Origin of the sequence: Okeania sp. SIO2F5, assembly GCF_010692685.1 — a bacterium.
Lineage (GTDB): Bacteria > Cyanobacteriota > Cyanobacteriia > Cyanobacteriales > Microcoleaceae > Okeania > Okeania hirsuta.
Genome location: NZ_JAAHGU010000003.1, coordinates 35,033 through 55,267 on the forward strand (window position 1 = coordinate 35,033; position 20,235 = coordinate 55,267).

A 20,235-nucleotide genomic window follows, 5' to 3' on the forward strand; every position below is an offset into this window, starting at 1 on the left:
CTATAGCTAATCTGCGATAGTAACCTGTTGCGATAAATAACCAAAAATAAAAAACTGTTCCGGAACACATTTTGAAATTGAACCAACTATAGCTAATCTGCGATAGTAACCTGTTGCGATAAATAACCAAAAATAGAAAACTGTTCCGGAACACATTTTGAAATTGAACCAACTATAGCTCATCCACTATAGTACCCTGTTCCAACAGAGATATTGCTTTGAATTTCAGCACAAATAAAGGAAGAAGTAATAAACAAATCGAGAAAAAAAGGAAAAACAATCGAAATTGGTATTATTAGGATTGGAGAAGTTATTTTTAGATATAATTTGCAGCCTTTTTTTGTAGCATTATTTTTTCACGCTTGGTATTAAGTGTTCTAGAAATTAAAAATCACCAAATTTTATATAGGAATTCGTCTGGAGTTTGGTAATAGTCCGGATTCAGAGTTATTTTTATTGTTTAATATAGTTATACCTATTTTGACCCTAACTTTAGATCACCTGACAATGAATAATCAAACTAATGCTCCTGTTAATACCGACAATTATTTATTAAGAAGCGTACACACAAATAACTTCCCCAAAATTTTAGACCAGTTAGGCATTTCTTTAGTTGTCTCCACTTATCAAGCAGGTAAATTAATCGTATTGCGTGCCGATAATAGGGTAATTAATACTCATTTTCGCACCTTTAATAAACCCATGGGATTAGCAGCAACTCACGAAAAAATTGCCCTGGGAACTGCTTATCAAATTTGGGATTTTCGCAACGTTCCAGCAGTGGCAGAAAAAATCGAACCACTAGGTAAACATGATGCTTGTTATTTACCGAGAAATATTCATATAACTGGAGATATTGATATTCACGAAATGGCTTGGGCAAAGAATGAATTATGGTTTATTAATACTCGTTTTTCTTGTCTCTGTACTCTTGGTCATCCTAATAGTTTTGTACCTAGATGGAGACCTCCTTTTATTAGTGGATATGACTTAACAGACCGCTGTCATTTGAATGGATTATGTTTAAAAAATGACCTACCAAAATATGCTACAGCTTTAGGAGAAACTGATATTGCTGCTGGTTGGAGAAATAATAAAGCTAATGGTGGGATATTAATGGATATAGAAACAAATGAAATATTGATGCGGGGTTTATCTATGCCTCATTCTCCTAGATGGTATCAGGAACAATTATGGTTATTAGAATCAGGAAATGGGAGTTTGGCAAAAGTTAATTTAAACGAGAGAAAATTAGAAACTATTGCTAAGTTGCCTGGGTTTACTCGTGGTATAGATTTTTGGGGAAATTTAGCATTTATTGGTTTATCACAAGTTAGAGAAACTGCTGTTTTTACTGGGATGCCAATTACTCAACTTCAGGAAAGAATATGTGGGGTATGGGTAGTAAATATTTTAACTGGAGAAACTATTGCTTTTTTAAGATTTGAAGAAGGAGTTCAAGAAATATTTTCTGTGGCAGTTTTGCCGAATATTCGCTTTCCTGAAATTATTGAATGGGATGAAAATTTACTTGCTAGTTCTTATGTTTTACCGGATGAAGCTTTAGCAGAAACAGTACAACCAGCTTCAGAAATAGCCAAATCGGAAACTCATTTAATCAAAGGAAATCAGTTCTATCAAGAAGGTAAATTAGTAGAAGCGATCGCTGAGTATCAAGAATGTTTGAAGTTACAACCGGATTTGACGAGAGCTAAATATAATTTGGGGGTAGCTTTAGGAGATAATCAACAGTATGAAGCAGCAATTAATGTTTTACAACAGGTAATTAGGACAGAGCCAGATAATGCGGATGCTCATAACAGTCTTGCTTATGCTTATAGTCAAAAAGGTGAATTAGCAGCAGCAATTAAACATTATGAAGAGGCAATTAATCTTAATGGTAGTTTTGCCAAAGCTCATTTTAATTTAGGCATGACATTGTTGAAAAATGGAGATTTTAAACGGGGATTTGCTGAATGTGAATGGCGTTGGAAAACTTCAGAATTTACTCCCTTTCAATGTCCTCATCCCCGATGGAAAGGGGAAGATATTATGGATAAAACTTTGCTAATTCATACCGAACAAGGAGCAGGAGATGCTATTCAATTTATTCGCTATATTCCTCTAGTGGCAAAACGCTGTCAACAGATTATTTTGGTATGTACGCCAGAGTTAATTCCTATTTTTAAAAGTGTTCCAGGAATTGATAAATTAATGCCACCAGGAGAACTACAATTATCAGAATTTGATATCTATGTACCCTTGATGAGTTTACCTTATATTTTTGACACAACTTTAGAAACAATTCCTGTTGAAATTCCTTATTTAAGATACCCCAATACTAACTCTATTAACCTTCCCGACGCGCTATATAAAGTAGGTATTGTTTGGGCAGGGAGTCCTACTCATAAAAATGACCATAATCGTTCCTGTAAATTAACTGACTTTTTACCAATTTTGCAAGTACCTGGAGTAAAATTTCATAGTCTGCAAAAAGGAGAAAGAACTCAAGAATTAACTAAAATATCTGCCAATATTCAGATAGAAGATATGAGTTCTCAGTTAAATAATTATGCTGATACAGCAGCAGTAATAGATCGACTAGATTTGGTAATTACTGTTGATACTTCTGTGGCACATTTAGCAGGAGCATTAGGTAAACCTGTATGGACTTTATTATGTTTTAATGCTGATTGGCGTTGGTTACAGGAAGGAGAAAATACTCCTTGGTATCCAACAATGAAATTATTCCGTCAGTCTCAGTCAAGGGAGTGGCAAGAAGTAGTTGAACAGGTACAAGTAGAGTTATGGGAAATGATGGGAAAAAAAATGATTATAAGTGTGAAGTAGAACCTTAAATTAAGAGATGGGGAGATGGGGAGATGGGGAGATGGGGAGATGGGGAGATGGGAGCATTTTTCTACCTGCTTGGTGCGCTACTAGGTGCGCCGTGCGACATCGCGGGACTGCATCCCCTTTTTCCCCTATTCTCGTTCTTGAATTTCCGAAACTTGTGAGGACTGAGGACCCCTGGATATTCAAGAGATAAACGACCCGATTTAAAGCAATTTATCATGGATTTAATTTGCGCAAACGATGGAGATGTACCATTGTGGATGAGAATTGGGTCGGGAAATGAATCTGACCAAAAACAGTTTGTACTAGCCATGAAAGAGTTTAAAAATCAGTTAAATTTTGACAGTTTAATGGTGGCAGATAGCGGGACTTTAGCAAATTTCAAACCCAAACAAACCCCAACCTCTCTTTATGAGCGGTAAATACGTCGATGTTTTCATCTAACCACTTGATAAAACGGTAAGATATCGCTGTATGAAATGCTTCTAAAGTATCAGTAAAAGTCTCTAAAGTTTTGTTAGCTCAACGCCTTCTTATGCCTCCTGTTAACTGATGCCAGATAATAAATGTATAAGCACAAAATACTAAAGTAAAATGCCTTTTCAAGCTTCTTTGATCTCTGACTTGATATTCTCTTAGCCCTAGCCATCCTTTGGCTTCTAATCACGAAAACTTCCACCCAATTTCTCTGAGAGTAAGTAGAAAATATCCAATCTGAAGTTACACATTTGTGTTCTATATTAGTAATATAATAGTTAATATTAGTGGCATCAGAAAAACTTTTGACATTCATAACGATAGCTATAGTTTTTTGACCTGACATCCGAGACAGTTCTACTTTTAATGTGGCCACCAAAACTTCTGTAGTATGATTTGTACTTAGTTGAACTAAGTGAAAAGCTTTTTGAGGTATACTTTATGCTAGCTTGTCTAATCTAATTTCTTCTTTAATGTTATCCTGTTTTTTGATGATTACTTTTCTATTTTTAGCTAATCCTCCTATATAAGTTAAATTTCTTTTCTCTAGTTGATTTAAGAATGATGTATTGTTATAATAGCCTCCATCAATTAACACAATTTCTGGTTTGTTTCCTCTAGACAAAAATTGATCTACTAGAGACATTGCTAAGTCTGGTTTCTTGACAAATTCTGGGTCTTTTTTCCCTTTGGAAAAGAATCAGCTTTCTGATACAAAGCTATGTCTAAAGGTAGACTTTTAACTCCATCATAAAGATGAGTTGTCACCACGACTATACTATTATCTGTTTTTCCTATTTCTCCTATATATTGTCGCCCTACTCCTGCAGTTAAATTACCACTTCTTGCTCCGTCTTTACGCCGAGGTTTCCTCGGCGCAGGCGGTGCGCTTTTTCTGTGGCCTGAATCGTCTATAATTAAAGCAAATGAACGAGAAGGTTTTGTTTGGCGACATTCCCACATCACTTGAAGACGACGCTCCCATACCAGCATCTACTGACCAGTTGGCTCGAACTAGGAAATGTCGTAATTTGTGGTATGACAGACCTATCGTGTTGTTTGATATCTGAGACAAGTTTTTTCTCTGGCTTTCTCCTAATAATCCTCCTATATAGTTTCTAAACCCTGTTTTTTGAGCTTTTGTCTTAAATACATTGTTAAAGTGATTTGCTTACGCAACGCTACCGCGAACGCACCATCCATGGAAACAAGAGGGCATGGCCACTGAAGTTGTTTCTTTCATTGGACTTTCCCCAGGGAGTAATTAACGTAAAAGACTTGTCAGGTATATATTATCACCTTTTTTTTACCTTTTTTTCACTAAAGTCCCGGCTTCTTACCCTATACTATAAGTCTAAATACTTACTCAAGTTTCCCTCTCTTTATGTACTACATTTTGTCGTGGGGAATGTGGGTTTTAGATTTAATCAGCAAGCCCTAAATATAAATACTGAGAAGTCTGACATTTTTGACTCTGTCAGAACTTCAAAATAAGATGCGTTTACCCTGGTCTAAACTCCAGCTTAGAACTGCCAAGGGTTCCAGGGGTCAAATTCGGTATAGACGATCATCCCCCAAGCGATAGCACTTGTAATGGGTGAAAAAACTAATAGCCAGCGCACATCAAACAGATTCAGAAAATCGAATATCATTATCCTCTCCTTGTTCTTGAGTAATTTTTTGTAACTGGTGTAAAACAACTGCTCGATTCCGTTGGGCACCTGCATAATTATGACTAATTGCCAACGCGCGATCAAACGAACTTAACGATTCCTGATAACGTTTCAGGTTAAATAAAACGTCTCCTTTGTTATTCCAAGCTAAAGCAGCTCCTCGTATTCCCCAACGACCATCCCCCTTAAGGGCTAATTCACAAGAGACAAGAGCTTGATTATATTCCCCTAAACGACTTAATACACCACACCGATTAGCTAATCCAAGGGAATATTCTGGATTAATTAACAGTGAATGATCGTAAGCCATAAGAGCTGCCTTATCACGTCCTCGAACAAACAATTTTTGCCCTAAATTATTCCAAGCCACAAAATCAAATGAATGGGCAATCACTGCACAATAATTGTCTTCAATTTCTGTCAGATCGGATGATTCCAAACAATCGCTTCTTAGAGTATTAACAAAATCAAACCGATCTTCTATAAATGACTCTTTTAATTGAGACAAATTTTCTTCAGATAGGCGAGAAATAACTACCTCTGAATTTAAGTCATTTGAGAAGAAGTGATGAAAGACTTGAGCATTAATAACTTGAGCATTGATGGCTTGAACGTGTGAAGTGAAAAATAACCATAAACTTACTGTGAGTGGCACTATCCATGTTCCTGCAATAGTTCTCATCAGAAACCCCATAATTATTACATAAAAAATACAAACAGGTTCTAAGGTTTCAACACAAACTTTATCGGTCGAACCCTTTTATAGAGTACATAACCCATCTCATCTTTATCATATACATTCAGCTTACCAAATAGAGAATCTACTGTGCTAGAAAAAACTCTGGAATCAACTGACGAAATCTTAGATGAAACACTACTCAACTTTTCAATGCACGAACTAAAATCAACAAATTCTGGCTGACCTCCAGACAGCGCTAGCGTTGGTTCACCTCCCCCAGTCAAAGGTATATCTTGAAATTCACTGATATCGTAAACTTTCTTATCGCACAGTGTTTCCTCAGTATGTTCAGCTCCAGAATAGGGAGAAACATACTTAAATGTGAACTTAGCTCCTTCAATCCTACTCAAGGGAATAGGCTCTCCTAACCCTTGCTGATCCGACATCTCACGCAATGCTTCCTGTAAAGCTGTATCACTGAATATAAGTTGACCTGTTAGGAGGCCGTCTCGCTTCATATTCCCTTCTGTTTTAAATGACAGGGTTTTTGCAGATGCAGATGTAATATCCAGTGTCAGACACAATACTAAAGAAATGGCAATCGCAAGCAATCTCCTAAAGCATCGACTAAACATACTTTAAAAGTCTCCACAACTCATTATTTCAATTTCCTCAAGTGTTTCCTCGACAAAACTAGGTTTGACGAATTCAACGATCGTTCCCCTGCTGACAAAGATAGATTCTAAAGGTTAGGCTGAACCCATCAAACCAAATATTTACCGAAACTTCGGATATTAAGTTATCTTTCAGGAGGCACAAGTTACCAATTGATAATTAATCCCCAGAGGTTTAAAGCTTCTCCTTTTAAGAAGAAAAAAGCGGTCTAGGGATGGATGGGTTTCCTAACCATATCCAATCGACCAAGAGAAGAAATCTGATTTCCCTATATTTAATTCCGTAACAGTTTTAACCAGAGGTAATTATCCATTATTAATTATTCATTAATGGATAATGAAATGACCTTAACCCAACCCGATCGCTAATTGGTTAACGAGTAAAGAAGCTCTGCAACTCTTGAAGTGTTGGCTTACCAAAGTTGATTACATTCCAAATAATCGAAATGATAATTGGAAGCAACACCAGTGATAAACGGGAATCAAGCCCAAAAACTTCAATCTGGATAGGCAACCAGTCATCGCGAGTAATAAACTGCATAGAAGCAATAGCTCCTAGAAACCAGACAGTCGGAATACCTAAGGCATGAATTGCTAGCCATCGAACTGTGTATATCGGGTAGTTTACTGCTGGTTTATTGGGTTGAATCGGAACGTTAGTTGTCATAAGATTAAATCCTCAAATTAATTTACTTCAGTGCTGGGGCTTGCTCATCAACTTGTTGTTGCAAAAAATACTGATCGAGTTGCTTTTTTGCCTCAAGCCGATTTTCAATAATTGGCAAATTCTCCTGACCCGTCATGAGGTAATACTCATTCGGACGGGGAGTACCAAATACATCATAGGCAAGCCCTGTTCCCACAAATAACCAGCCAGACAAGAAAATTGCTGGAAAATTCACAATGTGCAGTAACCAAAACTGTGGATCGGTTACAATATCTCCTAAAGGACGCTCTCCAGTTGAACCTGCCATAAATCTTCTCCTGCTTTTTAAAATTGACTTGAAAACCTGCTGGAACAATTATTTGGAAAATTTTGTATTTTCGATAGAACGTTCTAACTTCTTATCAAATTGCCAGCCTAGATATGGAATATCAGAGTTACAAATTTTGTAATAGATATACTATAGATTAAATAATAATTATTATCAATAAGTTTGGAGATAAAATTTTTTTTTGATTATTGACTTAGCTTTTAAACAAGTTTGTAAAACTTTGCTATAAAAGATTTTCAGAGTATTTTTATTATATTTTCTGCCCAATCCAGAGTGCCATAACAGTAAAGTTATTAGAAATATTTCTTAACAATTTTTAGGTAAATGTGGAGTTCTTGCTTCGAGGGCAATAATTTTAATCCACATCTTGAAGTACAAAATGTAACACAAGTCACTCATTCATCAGAACAAGACATATATGGCAGTACTTTCTTTGGTTAGGACAATATAGCGCTGTGCGCAGGCAACAGGCAACAGCGGTGCGACCCCGCGACGATGCCAGCTCGCTTGCGGTCAGACCCCGCGACGACGCCAGCTCGCTTGCGGAATGCTGACCAAGAGAGGGAATGCGCACCAAGAGAGGCAACAGCTCATCTGGGGGAATAAATTGCCGTTTGCGCAGCATTCCGAAGGAATAATATAAAACTTTTAGCTATTTAGCCCCTCCTGCAATTTGTAAATATACCAGCGCTCATTGCTATAAATTTGAATAAAAAGGGAGCAGGGAGTAGAAATATAGAGGAATGTCTGCTTCCTGATTACTATAATTTTAGAACAGTAATGTCAGCAGATTATTTTGGTATGTACGAATGCTGATTGGCGTTGGTTACAAGAAGTAGAAAATATCTCTTGGTATCCCACAATGAAATTATTCCGTCAATCTCAGTCAAGGGAGTAGCAAGAAGTAGTTGAAAAGGTACAAGCAGAGTTATGGAAAATTATGGAAAAAAAAATGATTATAAGTGTGAAGTAGAACTTTAAATTAAGTATTAATTTAAAGTTTTATAGCAATTCCTATACTGGTGAGGTACAAAATTTTAGGTTTGAGGGAACAGGGAATAAAAAGATAAAAAGATAACTGTATCTCACTAATTTGAGAAACGCTATATATTATGTCCGCTTAACTAATGAGAATAAAGTTCTAAAGTTCTGAGGTATTATACCAAAGTGTAGATATCCCTACCTTTTGAACGGCTATATCGACCTTGGCAATAACCAAAAACTTTAATTAATATTTTGTTATCAAAATTTACAGCTTATAGCTGAGTAAAACTGTGTAGCAAAAATATTACTTCTAAAAATTTTCATCTCAGGACTTAGGAGATTTTTATATGCGGATTTCTCAAGTTACTCCTTTATGGGAAAAAATTTTTCCCGTTGGCTATAGTGGCATTGAATTAATAGTAGCTTCCTTGACAGATGAATTAGTTTGCTGTGGGCATGAAGTTACTCTATTTTCCCCTGTTCAAAAATTAATAAAAAACAAGGGGATTTACTAAAAATAAAATTTTTTCTTCTTTCATTTTTTAAGCTCTATCTTTAAATTAAACTTCATATTTGATATCTAAAGGAGTCTTTATTATGTCAGCAGAACATGATTGGAAGATACTTTATCAAAAAACACAAGAGCAGATTAAACAGCAAGAATTATTACTCTATGCACTGTATCAACAACGTACTTTTATCCGGTCACAAATTTTAGAACAAGCACTAAACAAAAGTAATGAAACAAATAATTCTTTTAAGTGTTAAGTAAAAGCTTAAGTCAAGTATTAAGTATTAGGTAGTGAGCAGGGATATTTCATAGAACATCCCTACATTATACTAACGTAAGCATTCAGCTATTAGCTGTCAGCTAGCCTCCTCCGGAGGAACTGCGGACTTCAGCAACAAGACTCTCTCATATAGGACAGTGTTTAAATTAATATAGACTTTAAGGATAAGGAAGGCAACTTTTGTAGTAAGACAATGAATAAAGCTTTGATCCTAAACTAAAAGCAATAGCTAATAGCTGATGGCTGACCGCTGAATGCTTACATACTAACTTTTACAGAGAGAAAGTTTAGGGTAGATGAGAAAAGGTTGAATCTTGCATCCTCATAAAGTATCTTTGATAACCGAATCTGGTATGACCACTCAGCTTCTCTACTGAGTCTAAATTCCTCAATACAAAGAGATAAATATTAAGTATGAAGAAAATTAAAGCCAAGAAAAATCAAAAAATTAATCAAGTAGAGAATGGTTTAGTGGCATTACAAGAATATGAACTAGAAAGTGTGGTCGGAGGATTTCTTCCTCCAGATTTAGAAGATTTAATGAATAAAAGTAAGGAGAATCCAACTTCCCCTAGTATTGAAAATAATAGGTGGCGGAATTTAGCTTAATATTTACCGAATAATTAAAGTTTAATATAAAATCCGGATAATTAAATTTACTTCCCAAAAACAGAAATAATGCTATTAACTGAACTGTATTATTTACCGAATAATTAATAATTAATAATTAAATAATTATGGTTTAAAGCCTCCCCTTTTAAGGGGAAAAAAGCGGTTGAGGGATGGCGAGGTCCCCTCACCATATCCAATCACGGTCGTTAGCGTAGCTTCCCGTAGGGTGGGATGGCGATCTTCGGAGCGGCTCTGTCAAGAGCGGGTCTCGGAGCCATATCCAATCGAATCAAGAGAAGAAAAAATTTTCCCTACTGCGTCAATCATCTTCTTTTCAAGGAGAGGTAATTATTAATTATTAACTGTTAATTATTAATTTTTGAATGTTGCCCACCACGAAGCATAAGTAATTTTTTGTCGTAGCAAAAACCATTGTAAAGCAGTTAAAATTACTCAAGTTATCAAAATTTTCAAGAAATAACCTAATGGTAATGGGTATGGAGGCCAGTCATTTTCTTGTAAAGGCACTTCAAAAATAATCACAAATGCAGCAAAAGTAACGACCCCCAAAATAGATAAACCTATAGGCAAAGCTATAATATTGGTAATTACCCATTGCCATACCAAGGGATATCAATATCTCATAAACCATGCTTGTATTCAGATGTTGGCCAAGCATAAAGTTAATATTGGGATTATTAGTTACCCTTCTTCCTTATTCCTTCGAGTTAATAAATATGACTACTTGTACAAACTGTGGACATAACAATACTATTGCCTCTCGCTTTTGCTCTAACTGTGGTGCTTTTCTAGAGGAAATAAAACCCTTTCAAACAGCATCTACGGAATTAAAACCAGGAAGTAAATTAAGAAACCGCTACATAATTATTCGTCAAATAGGTCAAGGTGGATTTGGCAAAACTTACTTAGCAGAAGACACAGGTAGATTTAAGCAAGCAGTAGTTTTAAAACAATTAACACCAGGAAACCAAGGCACTGAATTTATACAAAAAGCGGAGGAACTTTTTCACCGAGAAGCAATGATATTACATCAAATTAATCATCCTCAAATCCCCCGTTTTTGGGAATTTATTCGGGAAAATAAATGTTTGTTTTTGGTGCAAGATTTTATTGAAGGGCAAACTTATGAATCTCTGCTTAGTCAACGTCGGCGACAAGGTAAATTTTTTAGCGAAGTTGAAATAATTGACTTTATTCGTCAAATCTTACCAGTTTTAAATTATCTACATAGTCGAGGAATTATTCATCGAGATATTGCTCCTGATAATATTATTTGTCGGGCAGAAGATGGGTTACCAATTTTAATTGATTTGGGTGGAGTAAAACAAATTGCTGCCGAAGTTTCTCACAAAGCTGATAGTTCCGAAAATGTTGTTTATTCTGGCACTAAATTAGGTAAAATTGGTTATGCTCCTGACGAACAAATGCGGTTAGGAATAGTTGCTCCACATAGTGATTTGTATGCTTTAGGAGTGACTTGTTTAGTATTAATGACTGGTAAACTTCCCTCAGAGTTAATTAATACAAAAACAATGCAGTGGCAATGGAGTAAAGAACTAAAATTAAGTCCGAAGTTTGATGGTATTTTAAATAGAATGTTGGCTTTTATTCCTGGCGATCGCTTCCAGTCAGCGGAGGAAATATTAGTACAGCTACAACCTCAAGAACCGGAAATTATTGCACTAACTCAAATCAGTAAAACTGAGTCAAAGAATCAAAAAATAGAGACAAAAACAGCCATAGCTTCTATTCCAAAACTCGGAAATATTATTCATAGTTCAAATGACGTACCAGCAGAAATTATTGGTTGGAATTGGGGGGCATTTTTATTGCCTGGTTTTTGGTGTTTAACTAATCATGTTTGGATAGGATTAATTGCCTGGATTGATTTAAGTTTTGTTACCTTAGGTATGGGATGGTTGCTGACAGGAATAATTTTAGGTCTTAAAGGAAATGAGTGGGCTTGGAAAAGCCGGAAATGGAAAAATGTTGCTGAATTTAGAAAGCATCAGAGAATATGGTCGATTATCTCTTTATTATTAATTTCAAGTGTCGTAATTATTGGGATTTTAGTGATTTTATTTCTGTTTGTTATTGCTGCTTTTATTGCTGGTTAGAAAGGTGGGTTTTCTCTAATATAATTTGACTTTTAAATTAATCCTATGTATTATATAGTAGGGAATAGGGAATAGTGGGAAAAACATTTCCCCTAATTCGGATCGTCATCACTCTATGTCGGTGTCCTACCTCTCTATTCCTATATAAGCTATAAGCAGTTTTTGAAAAAGACAAATAGCACTAATTATGAAAGTAAAACATCCAATTAATCTATCTAAAGCGACAACTTTTATATTTATATTGACGCTGATGATAGCCTATCAAAATTTTTCTTTAGTTGCGTGGGTATATCTATCCCTACATGGTACTTATGGAATTTTATGGTTACTGAAAGACCGTATTTATCCAGATAAGCAATGGGAACAAGAAGTTCCTTTTCTACAAGGTATTATAATTTTTGGAATAGTCTGCTTATATTGGATAGCTCCCTATATTTTAATTAGTAGTGGAACTGAACCTCCAATACCTTTAGTAGCTGCTGCAATTTCTCTGAATATTTTTGGAGTTTTCCTCCATTACAGTAGCGATTCTCAAAAATATTATACGCTTAAATATAAGTCAGGATTAATTACAGAAGGATTCTTTGCTCGCTGTCGAAATACTAACTATTTAGGAGAAGCATTTATCTATCTTTCTTTTGCAATGTTAGCACAGCATTGGTTGCCTTATTTAATTATAGGAGCTTTCGCAGCAGGGGTATGGATTCCCAACTGGTTGAAAAAAGATAAGTCTCTATCTCGCTATCCAGAATTTGCAGAATATCAAGCTAGTTCTGGGTTAATTATTCCTCAACTGTTTGGCAAAAATTCTCTGACTTCGGAAGCCAAAAAATTTGCAGAAAAAAATGGCTTTGTTGCATGAAAGTAGCGTTCGTAGAAACTCCCTTAGTGGAAGTTAACTAGCTCTCAACTTTGTAGCTTTTGGGTTTGCCAGTTTGAATCATACGCTTGGGCATGGCACATTGTATGAATAACTCTACTGCCTGACTATCAAATTTTCGTCGTCGCAATTGTCCTCCAAATATCACTTTGAGCCTAAACATAGTAGTTTTCCTACGGAATGCTTCCCTACGGGATGCTACGCAAATGCAAACAGATAGGGAACGTCGATGGTAGCCACTTTCACGCTTCCATTTCTTGCGGCCACAGATGCGAATGCACCTCAAGTTTTCATCTCTGGGATGGGGAGTCCCTTTACAGTTGCCATGTTGCCAAATCACCGCATTTTTTCGCGGTGGAATTGTCGTTTTTGCCGACTATGGTGAGGAGACGCAATATCAGTTATGGAACTCAGACGATTGAAGGGACGAGAGCTTGGGATACTTTTATGTCCCTTGTTACTACGACTCGTAAACTGGGATTGAGCTTTTTTGAATATGTACGCGATCGCATTTTGAGGAGAGGGAATATTCCCTCTCTGGCAACTATTATTTATGATCGCTCTTCTGTTAATTCTCTTGGTTGGTCTTAGCAGCTATCATAATTGCCTACCCCATCATATTGAGTGGATACGATAAAGATATGTTATGTGTCGAGAAAAATTAGTTAAAGTGATGATTGCGACGACGTAAACCACCAAAGACGAATAATCCGACCATGGCCATTAAGCCCACAGTGGTAGATGATTCGGGAACGGATTGAGACTCCACACTAATGGTGATACTAGCAATCCCATTGGGATAAAGAGTTGTATCATTGAAATCGAGGTCAGCAAAAGCCGTATCAAAATTAGCTGGTCTATTGAGGAAATTAGCATAAGGATCGGCAACATTGGCATTAACTCCATTTTCATCAGCCCCCTGATTTGGTCCCCCTTGTCCGGCAGGTAATTCTGGAAACAAACCGTTACCGGCAGAAGTAGAAAAATTATTGACTTCTGTTCCAGCATCATTAACGGTTCCGGGGAGTCCAATGTTAAAGGAAATTTGGCTTTGATTTCCTGTAAATAAATCCATTAAATCCCAAGCAAAGGGATTACCATTGGCAACATAATAATCATTAGAAGGAAGAACCATCGATACATAAGAGAACCATCGATTAGATTCATCGGGGGTTACGTCAAATGTACTCATAGCCATAGTTTCTGCGGTGATAGGACCACCACCAATGGCACCATCAACACGGGTTCCCACTTGAGTTGAGTCGAACACTCCACTCATACCACCTTGAACATAGGTTTTATTGGCGAGAAAGTCTATGGAGATGGGCATAGTATTGCCATCCTCAGCAATCCTCTCTAACCCTTTCTCGGAGGGAAGTCCCCCGTTATAACTATCAAAGCTACCGTCATGAAATCCCACCCAAACAGGGGTCAAGGCCACACCACCATCGGGACCGAGATTTTCTACTTCTACTTTTAAGGTTAATGCTTGCGCAACAGATGCTGTAGTGATAACAGAACTAACGCTTACAAGTGTTAATAATGCTTTACTATTTTTGAATAAGTTGGTCATGGCAGAATTAATTCACAATCTAATCAATTATCTCGTCATCAGTCTAATGAGACTATCTGAGAATTCTCTGAGAGATTTATAAAGTTTTTCTCAGTTCTCCGCTGCTTATAATACAATTAAACTTTTAAGAAGGTCACCCCTGTTAATAAATTCTTAATATGTTTCATATGTTTCATTAGCCAAAGCAACCCCACATTTAAAATCTTTACTGAATCTTCATAAAACTCTAGTTTTTTATATTTTCTCTGTGATTACAACGAGTTTTACTCATCTTTAAAAAATTAATATGTATAGATTATATAAAGTATTATTTTTTTTATCCTCTCATTATAATTCCAAAAAATAGATAGGTTAGTGGTAAGCATTCAGGTGTAGGGGTTGACAAAATTATCCCAATTACTCAGAGATAGGAATAGGAATGAGAGATAATTCGTGAGAACGCGATCGCATTGCCAAAGAAAGTGATCGCCTCAATAAATCAAGAACAGAGCGACCCTGAGCGCGACAAGACTGTATGACGCTCAACAATGTTGCCGAACGACGAAACCCAGGCAAAAAGCGAGAACCACCAGCCACTTTACGCTTAGTGACGGCTTTGTTGCATGAATGTTGCAATCGCAGATAACTCCCTGGGGAGATGCAGTTCTAGATGTGTACTTGATAACTTTCGGGTTTACCATTCTGTATCATGCGGTTGCTGGCTAGCGCATTGAATGAATAACTCCACTGCTTGATTATCAAATGATCGTCTTCGTAACTTCCCACAAAATAAAACTTTGAGCCTAAACATAGTGGTTTTCCTACGGAATGCTTTCCTACGGGATGCTACGCAAACGCAAACAGATAGAGAGCGTCTATGGTATCCACTTTCATGCTTCCATTTCTGGCGTCCTATTTTACGAATTCGTCTGAGGTTCTCATCTCTGGGAGCAGGTAGGGCTTTACAGTTGCCATGCTGCCTAATCACAGCATTTTTACGCGGTGGAATGGTCGTTTTTATCCCTCGTTGGTGAGCTGTCTCATAGCACTTGTATTTGTCATCAGCCCCATACCTGAAACTTGGGCTATTTCACCTTCTACTCCATCTAATAGGTCAGAAAATACTTGGTTGTCACTCACATCATTGGTTGTGACAACTGCTGTGACAATCTCTCCGGTCGCCTCATTCACACCTAGATGTAAATGAGCCCATGTCCTAGGTTGACCTACACCATGAATCCTGGTTTTCCATTCCCCTTCACCGTAGACTTTGACTCCTGTAGAATCAACTACCAAATGCATCCCTTCTGTTCTTGGTCTCACTGGTATCGCAATATTTAGTTTTCTGACCCTACGGCATACAGTGCTATGGTCTGGTACAGGTAAATCTAATCCCATTAAATCAAATATAGATTCTACAAATCCCTCTGTCTGTCGCCCTGGTAATCCAAACAAACTACTGAGAGTGACCATTAGTTCAATAGCTACATCGCTATAGGTATTCGATGCTCCCTGACAGTTTTATATTGGTTTACCCACTGTTTTATCACTTCATAACTTAGCCAAAATGTCAGACTCCCTCTCTGCTTTAAGGAGGCATCATATTCAGACCAGTTGCTAACCCGGTACTTGGACTTGGACTTAGACTTGGACTTAGATTTGGACTTAGACTTAGACTTAGACTTGGACTTACTCATATCTAGGTTAATGCAGGATTTTGTGCTACCCACTGTTATTTTTACCCTCTTTCCTTGCTTTGTGCAACAAAGCCCGGTGGAATTGTCGTTTTTGCCCCTAGCTGACTGGCTTTTTCATAACACTTTTGCTGATCATAAGCTCCATCACCTGATACTTGGGTAATTTCACCTTCTACCCCATCTAATAGCTCATCAAATACTTGGTCGTCACTAAGGTTATTAGTTGTGACCACTGCCGTGACAATCTCCCCTGTGGCCTCATTCACACCTAGGTGCAGTTTACGCCATGTTCTGCGTTTACCTACACCATGAATCCTAGTTTTCCATTCCCCTTCTCCATATACTTTGACTCCTGTAGAATCTACCACCAAGTGAATCCCTTCTGTCCTTGGCATCACTGGTATTGCAATATTTAGTTTTCTGACCCTACGGCATACAGTGCTATGGTCTGGTACTGGTAAATCTAGTCCCATCAAGTCAAATATAGATTCCACAAATCCCTCTGTCTGTCGTCCTGCTAATCCAAATAAGCTGCTGAGAGCCACCATTAATTCAATAGCCACATCACTATAGGTTTTCGATGCTCCCCTACGTCCGGTCTTCTTGTGGTTGACCCACTGCTCTATTACCTCGTCAGTGAGCCAAAATGTCAGACTCCCTCTTTGCTTTAAGGAAGCATCATACTCAGACCAGTTACTGACTCGGTACTTAGACTTGGACCTAGACTTAGACTTAGATTGGGACTTACTCATGTCTACGTTGATATAGGTTTGTTGTGCCACGCACTGTTATTTTTACCCTCTAAGCTCTCTTTGTGCAACAAAGCCCCTTCTACTGGGGGTTTCTTATTCTTTCTTCCCTCCTGACTCGGTCTGACTGACTTCCCCTCCTGGGAGGGGCGCGCGGGTGGGTTGACTCCTAAATAATTAGGATTAATATCATACACGCACTTCAGCAACGCCTAAATATCTAGTATCTGAACTCAAATATACTACAATTAAAATGATAGTCGTTTAAGTTTTTATGAATAGGAATAGAATCAGCAAAGCTGGGCGATCGCTATAATTTTGTAAGCGATCGCGATCATTTAGCATACGCTATATATAGTGTCTTTGCGTAATATTATGTCCGGTTGAATACTTATAAATAAATGACGGAGTCCTCAGGAGTCAGGAGTCAGGTAGGGGAGCTGTCGGATTGGCGACGTACAGGAGTTAGGAGGGAACAAAGAAGAAGGAAGAGGAAGAGGAAGAAAAAGAGAAAGTTTTTTTATCACTAATTATCCGGACATGATATAAGTCCTGATAATAAGTATTCAACCGGATTTGATATAACAGCCTTTTTGAGCGAACCTCCTAAAACAGAAAATATCGCTGTGCCATGGGTAAAACTGTTGCAGGTTCACAAGTCAACAACTCCCCATCAGCTCTAACTTCATAAGTTTCCGGGTCAACTTCTATTTCTGGCAAAGCATCATTTAATTTCATCTCTTGTTTGCTAATTTGCCGAGTATTTACCACTGCAACTGCTGACTTTCTCAACTGTAGTTGAGCCACAATATCAGTTTCCAGAGCAGCTTGAGAAACAAAAGTCAAAGAAGTAGCAGCGATCGCTCCCCCAAAACTAGCAAACATTGGCTGCATAACCACAGGTTGTGGAGTAGGAATACTTGCATTCGCATCTCCCATCTGAGCATAAGCAATAGCTCCTCCCTTAATCACAATTTCCGGTTTCACCCCAAACATAGCAGGTCGCCACAAACATAAATCTGCCAACTTTCCCAATTCCACCGAACCCACATACTCAGCAATACCATGAGCGATCGCCGGATTAATCGTGTATTTTGCCACATAACGTTTAGCACGCAAATTATCATTTTCCCCAGACTCTCCATTCAAAGGTCCGCGCTGAATTTTCATTTTGTGAGCTGTTTGCCAAGTTCTAATAATAACCTCTCCCACACGTCCCATGGCCTGAGAATCAGAAGCAATCATACTAAACGCTCCCAGATCGTGCAGTATATCCTCAGCAGCAATAGTTTCTCGACGAATGCGAGACTCTGCAAAAGCCACATCCTCTGGAATATTTCGGTCTAGATGATGACACACCATCAACATATCCAAATGTTCTTCCAAAGTATTGAGAGTATAAGGACGAGTGGGGTTAGTAGAAGAAGGTAAAACATTTGCTTGACCGCAGACTTTGATAATATCTGGAGCGTGACCGCCTCCCGCACCTTCAGTGTGATAAGTATGAATTGTCCGGTTTTTAAAAGCCTTTATGGTGGTTTCTACAAACCCTGCTTCATTGAGAGTATCGGTGTGGATAGCAACTTGCACATCGTACTCGTCCGCAACATTTAAGCAGGTGTCGATCGCCGCCGGGGTAGTTCCCCAATCTTCATGTAATTTTAATCCCATCGCCCCTGCTAATACTTGTTCGACTAGAGCTTGGGGTTGACTGCTGTTACCTTTGCCCATGAAACCTAAATTTACCGGGAAAGCTTCAGCAGCTTGCAACATTCGGTGAATATTCCAAGGACCGGGAGTACAGGTAGTCGCATTAGTACCTGTGGCAGGACCTGTTCCTCCACCTAACATAGTTGTGATACCAGAAGCGATCGCTGTTTCGATTTGTTGAGGACAAATAAAATGAATGTGAGCATCAATGCCACCTGCTGTTAAAATCATGCCTTCACCCGCTACAGCTTCAGTTCCCGGACCGATGATAATATCTACATTATCTTGGATGTAGGGGTTGCCTGCTTTACCAATTTTGCAGATTTTACCATCTTTGATGCCGATGTCTGCTTTGACAATACCCCACCAGTCGAGAATGAGAGCGTTGGTAATAACTAGATCCACTGCGCCGTCAGCATTGGCAATGGGAGATTGCCCCATACCGTCACGGATGACTTTGCCTCCACCAAATTTTACTTCATCGCCGTAGGTGGTATAGTCTTGCTCGACTTCTATAAATAATTCTGTGTCAGCTAAACGGACGCGATCGCCTATTGTTGGCCCATAAGTTTCAGCATAGGCACGACGGTTGATTCTATAAGCCATATTTATTCTTTACTAAATTGAACAACCTACACTCATAGATTAGTTGTTCTCCGTAGAAATAACTAATCTATGAGTGTAGGTAGATGATGCCTGTTGAAAATACAGAAAATTGAGAAAAGGAAAATTAACTAGCTATTAGCTATTAGCATTTCCGTTTTTAGCAGCTCTGGGTTTAAATCCCCGGTTTCTATAAACCGGAAGGTTGAGGAAGGGTTGAAATCTCCTTCTAAACATTTACTGCTGAGTGCTGAGTGCTGATTGCTGATTGCTTATTTAATCTAAGGTTTAGGGCAAGTCCCTAATTTTCAGTCAACATAAAGACCGCGAGGGTCTGTGTCCCTGAGCCAAGTAATGAAACTTTTATAGTCATCTATATTGTAGGTCGCGATACAACCCACAGTGCCAGGCGAGCCATAATTGCGATTCCAGTCAATATGAATTTCGATTGCACTTCTTTCTGTAGTACCAGGTTCTAAATAATCTAACGGAACAGTTACTGGACCTATACCACTCTGAAAAATATTACCATAATAATTATCTCTCCCATCAGCCCAGATAATATCGTTAACGTACCATTTACTGCTCCATTTACCCAACGTGGAAATTTATTTGCTGCTCCTTGATAGTCTCCTTAGTTGAGCTTTCTTAACATGGTACTACTTTCAAAAGCACCAGTTCCAACGTTATAACAGAAGCATACAAGAGCATCAAACTGATTTTGATTCAGAGGAACTTGAACCAGCCTCAAAACTACTTCTGCTGCTTTGTCGCATTCATACTTTAAATAGAATTCTGCATTTCTTTCTGTAATTCTTTCTCCTAGCTGAACTTTTTTTCCATTGGGGTAACGAATGGTTCCATACCCAATGGTTGGTATTCCTACTGGGTCTAGATCAGCATTCAGAAAAAGTCCTTCCCATTTTTTGACTAAGTTTAGACTATTTTGTAATATTTCCATGCTACAGCTCCAATTTACAACTAAACAGTCATATTTTATGTTAGTTATAGCTGTTTGCAATTTTAATTAAGTACCAAATTATTGAGTTTATAACTAATACATTGATTCCAAACTAATATATTAGTTTCTATAGAATATAAGCTTTCAATTTACAGTTTTTGAATCTTGATTTATATAGTCATAAAAAATCTAAATTTTCATCAA

General features: G+C 37.7%; 18 protein-coding genes and 5 pseudogenes. 8 read left to right on the forward strand and 15 right to left on the reverse strand.

The genetic code is table 11. The features are described from left to right. Positions 1 to 507: 507 nt before the first annotated feature. Both F6K27_RS01195 and F6K27_RS01200 read left to right on the forward strand, forming a co-directional pair. On the forward strand, positions 508 to 2,850 hold the full coding sequence (locus tag F6K27_RS01195; RefSeq protein ID WP_287276928.1) for a TIGR03032 family protein: 2,343 nt from the start codon (positions 508 to 510) through the stop codon (positions 2,848 to 2,850). A gap of 182 nt (positions 2,851 to 3,032) precedes the next feature. Further along, positions 3,033 to 3,221 (forward strand): annotated as a pseudogene (locus F6K27_RS01200) (IS1634 family transposase); the annotation flags it as partial. A gap of 16 nt (positions 3,222 to 3,237) precedes the next feature. Here the strand turns inward: F6K27_RS01200 and F6K27_RS01205 are convergent. From F6K27_RS01205 to psbE, 6 genes and pseudogenes are all read right to left on the reverse strand, one after another. Then, positions 3,238 to 4,576, reverse strand: a pseudogene (locus F6K27_RS01205) (IS701 family transposase). A 380-nt stretch (positions 4,577 to 4,956) separates the two neighbouring features. Further along, a complete protein-coding gene (locus F6K27_RS01210; RefSeq protein WP_124143853.1) occupies positions 4,957 to 5,700 on the reverse strand; it encodes a tetratricopeptide repeat protein in 744 nt (247 codons plus the stop codon). A gap of 29 nt (positions 5,701 to 5,729) precedes the next feature. Next, the gene (locus tag F6K27_RS01215; protein ID WP_124143852.1) at positions 5,730 to 6,203 is read right to left on the reverse strand and encodes a hypothetical protein; all 474 of its coding nucleotides are present in this window, start codon (positions 6,201 to 6,203) and stop codon (positions 5,730 to 5,732) included. A 529-nt stretch (positions 6,204 to 6,732) separates the two neighbouring features. Further along, on the reverse strand, positions 6,733 to 6,900 hold the full coding sequence (locus tag F6K27_RS01220; protein ID WP_287276973.1) for a photosystem II protein Y: 168 nt from the start codon (positions 6,898 to 6,900) through the stop codon (positions 6,733 to 6,735). Continuing rightward, positions 6,883 to 7,026 (reverse strand): annotated as a pseudogene (psbF, locus tag F6K27_RS01225) (cytochrome b559 subunit beta); the annotation flags it as partial. The pseudogene psbF and the gene F6K27_RS01220, both read right to left, overlap by 18 nt. A 22-nt stretch (positions 7,027 to 7,048) precedes the next feature. Further along, the gene (psbE, locus tag F6K27_RS01230) at positions 7,049 to 7,333 is read right to left on the reverse strand and encodes a cytochrome b559 subunit alpha (RefSeq protein WP_287276927.1); all 285 of its coding nucleotides are present in this window, start codon (positions 7,331 to 7,333) and stop codon (positions 7,049 to 7,051) included. 1,352 nt (positions 7,334 to 8,685) lie between these two features. Between psbE and F6K27_RS01235 the strand changes: the two genes are divergently transcribed. The 3 genes from F6K27_RS01235 (at position 8,686) to F6K27_RS01245 (ending at position 9,738) form a co-directional block, all read left to right on the forward strand. Further along, entirely contained in the window at positions 8,686 to 8,853 is a 168-nt protein-coding gene (locus F6K27_RS01235) for a hypothetical protein (protein WP_353735910.1), read from the forward strand. An 82-nt stretch (positions 8,854 to 8,935) separates the two neighbouring features. Beyond that, entirely contained in the window at positions 8,936 to 9,106 is a 171-nt protein-coding gene (locus F6K27_RS01240) for a hypothetical protein (protein ID WP_161564385.1), read from the forward strand. Positions 9,107 to 9,543: 437 nt separating this feature from the next. Beyond that, entirely contained in the window at positions 9,544 to 9,738 is a 195-nt protein-coding gene (locus tag F6K27_RS01245) for a hypothetical protein (RefSeq protein WP_287276925.1), read from the forward strand. Positions 9,739 to 10,194: 456 nt separating this feature from the next. Here the strand turns inward: F6K27_RS01245 and F6K27_RS01250 are convergent, their stop codons facing one another. After that, positions 10,195 to 10,368, reverse strand: a complete 174-nt coding sequence (locus F6K27_RS01250) for a hypothetical protein (protein ID WP_161564384.1) — start codon at positions 10,366 to 10,368, stop codon at positions 10,195 to 10,197. Positions 10,369 to 10,478: 110 nt separating this feature from the next. On the opposite strand from F6K27_RS01250, the gene F6K27_RS01255 reads away from it, so the two are divergent. Next, positions 10,479 to 11,879 carry a serine/threonine-protein kinase gene (locus F6K27_RS01255; RefSeq protein WP_287276923.1) on the forward strand — a complete coding sequence of 467 codons (1,401 nt, stop codon included), beginning with the start codon at positions 10,479 to 10,481 and terminating at the stop codon, positions 11,877 to 11,879. Positions 11,880 to 12,066: 187 nt separating this feature from the next. Next, positions 12,067 to 12,741 carry a DUF1295 domain-containing protein gene (locus F6K27_RS01260; RefSeq protein ID WP_287276921.1) on the forward strand — a complete coding sequence of 225 codons (675 nt, stop codon included), beginning with the start codon at positions 12,067 to 12,069 and terminating at the stop codon, positions 12,739 to 12,741. 37 nt (positions 12,742 to 12,778) lie between these two features. On the opposite strand, the pseudogene F6K27_RS01265 reads toward F6K27_RS01260, so the two are convergent. After that, positions 12,779 to 13,135, reverse strand: a pseudogene (locus tag F6K27_RS01265) (hypothetical protein); the annotation flags it as partial. Positions 13,136 to 13,206: 71 nt separating this feature from the next. Here F6K27_RS01265 and F6K27_RS01270 point away from each other — a divergent pair. Further along, a complete protein-coding gene (locus tag F6K27_RS01270) occupies positions 13,207 to 13,350 on the forward strand; it encodes a hypothetical protein (RefSeq protein WP_192901066.1) in 144 nt (47 codons plus the stop codon). 70 nt (positions 13,351 to 13,420) lie between these two features. On the opposite strand, the gene F6K27_RS01275 is transcribed toward F6K27_RS01270, so the two are convergent. The 7 genes and pseudogenes from F6K27_RS01275 to F6K27_RS01305 all read right to left on the reverse strand — a co-directional run bounded on the left by F6K27_RS01275 (position 13,421) and on the right by F6K27_RS01305 (position 20,031). Beyond that, a complete protein-coding gene (locus F6K27_RS01275; protein WP_287276919.1) occupies positions 13,421 to 14,332 on the reverse strand; it encodes a spondin domain-containing protein in 912 nt (303 codons plus the stop codon). 396 nt (positions 14,333 to 14,728) lie between these two features. Beyond that, positions 14,729 to 14,947, reverse strand: coding sequence for a hypothetical protein (locus tag F6K27_RS01280; protein WP_287276917.1), 219 nt, complete (start codon positions 14,945 to 14,947; stop codon positions 14,729 to 14,731). A 30-nt stretch (positions 14,948 to 14,977) separates the two neighbouring features. Next, a pseudogene (locus tag F6K27_RS01285) lies at positions 14,978 to 16,008 on the reverse strand (IS5 family transposase). Positions 16,009 to 16,049: 41 nt separating this feature from the next. Then, positions 16,050 to 16,790 (reverse strand): IS5 family transposase, encoded by a 741-nt coding sequence (locus F6K27_RS01290; RefSeq protein ID WP_375339644.1) that lies wholly within the window; start codon positions 16,788 to 16,790, stop codon positions 16,050 to 16,052. A gap of 573 nt (positions 16,791 to 17,363) precedes the next feature. Beyond that, complete coding sequence (ureC, locus tag F6K27_RS01295; RefSeq protein ID WP_287276915.1) at positions 17,364 to 19,073, reverse strand: urease subunit alpha; 1,710 nt, start codon at positions 19,071 to 19,073, stop codon at positions 17,364 to 17,366. 305 nt (positions 19,074 to 19,378) lie between these two features. Further along, positions 19,379 to 19,669, reverse strand: a complete 291-nt coding sequence (locus F6K27_RS01300; protein ID WP_205127272.1) for a hypothetical protein — start codon at positions 19,667 to 19,669, stop codon at positions 19,379 to 19,381. 35 nt (positions 19,670 to 19,704) lie between these two features. Then, positions 19,705 to 20,031: a lysozyme gene (locus tag F6K27_RS01305; RefSeq protein ID WP_205127271.1), complete on the reverse strand. Its 327-nt coding sequence runs from the start codon at positions 20,029 to 20,031 to the stop codon at positions 19,705 to 19,707. Positions 20,032 to 20,235 lie beyond the last annotated feature (204 nt).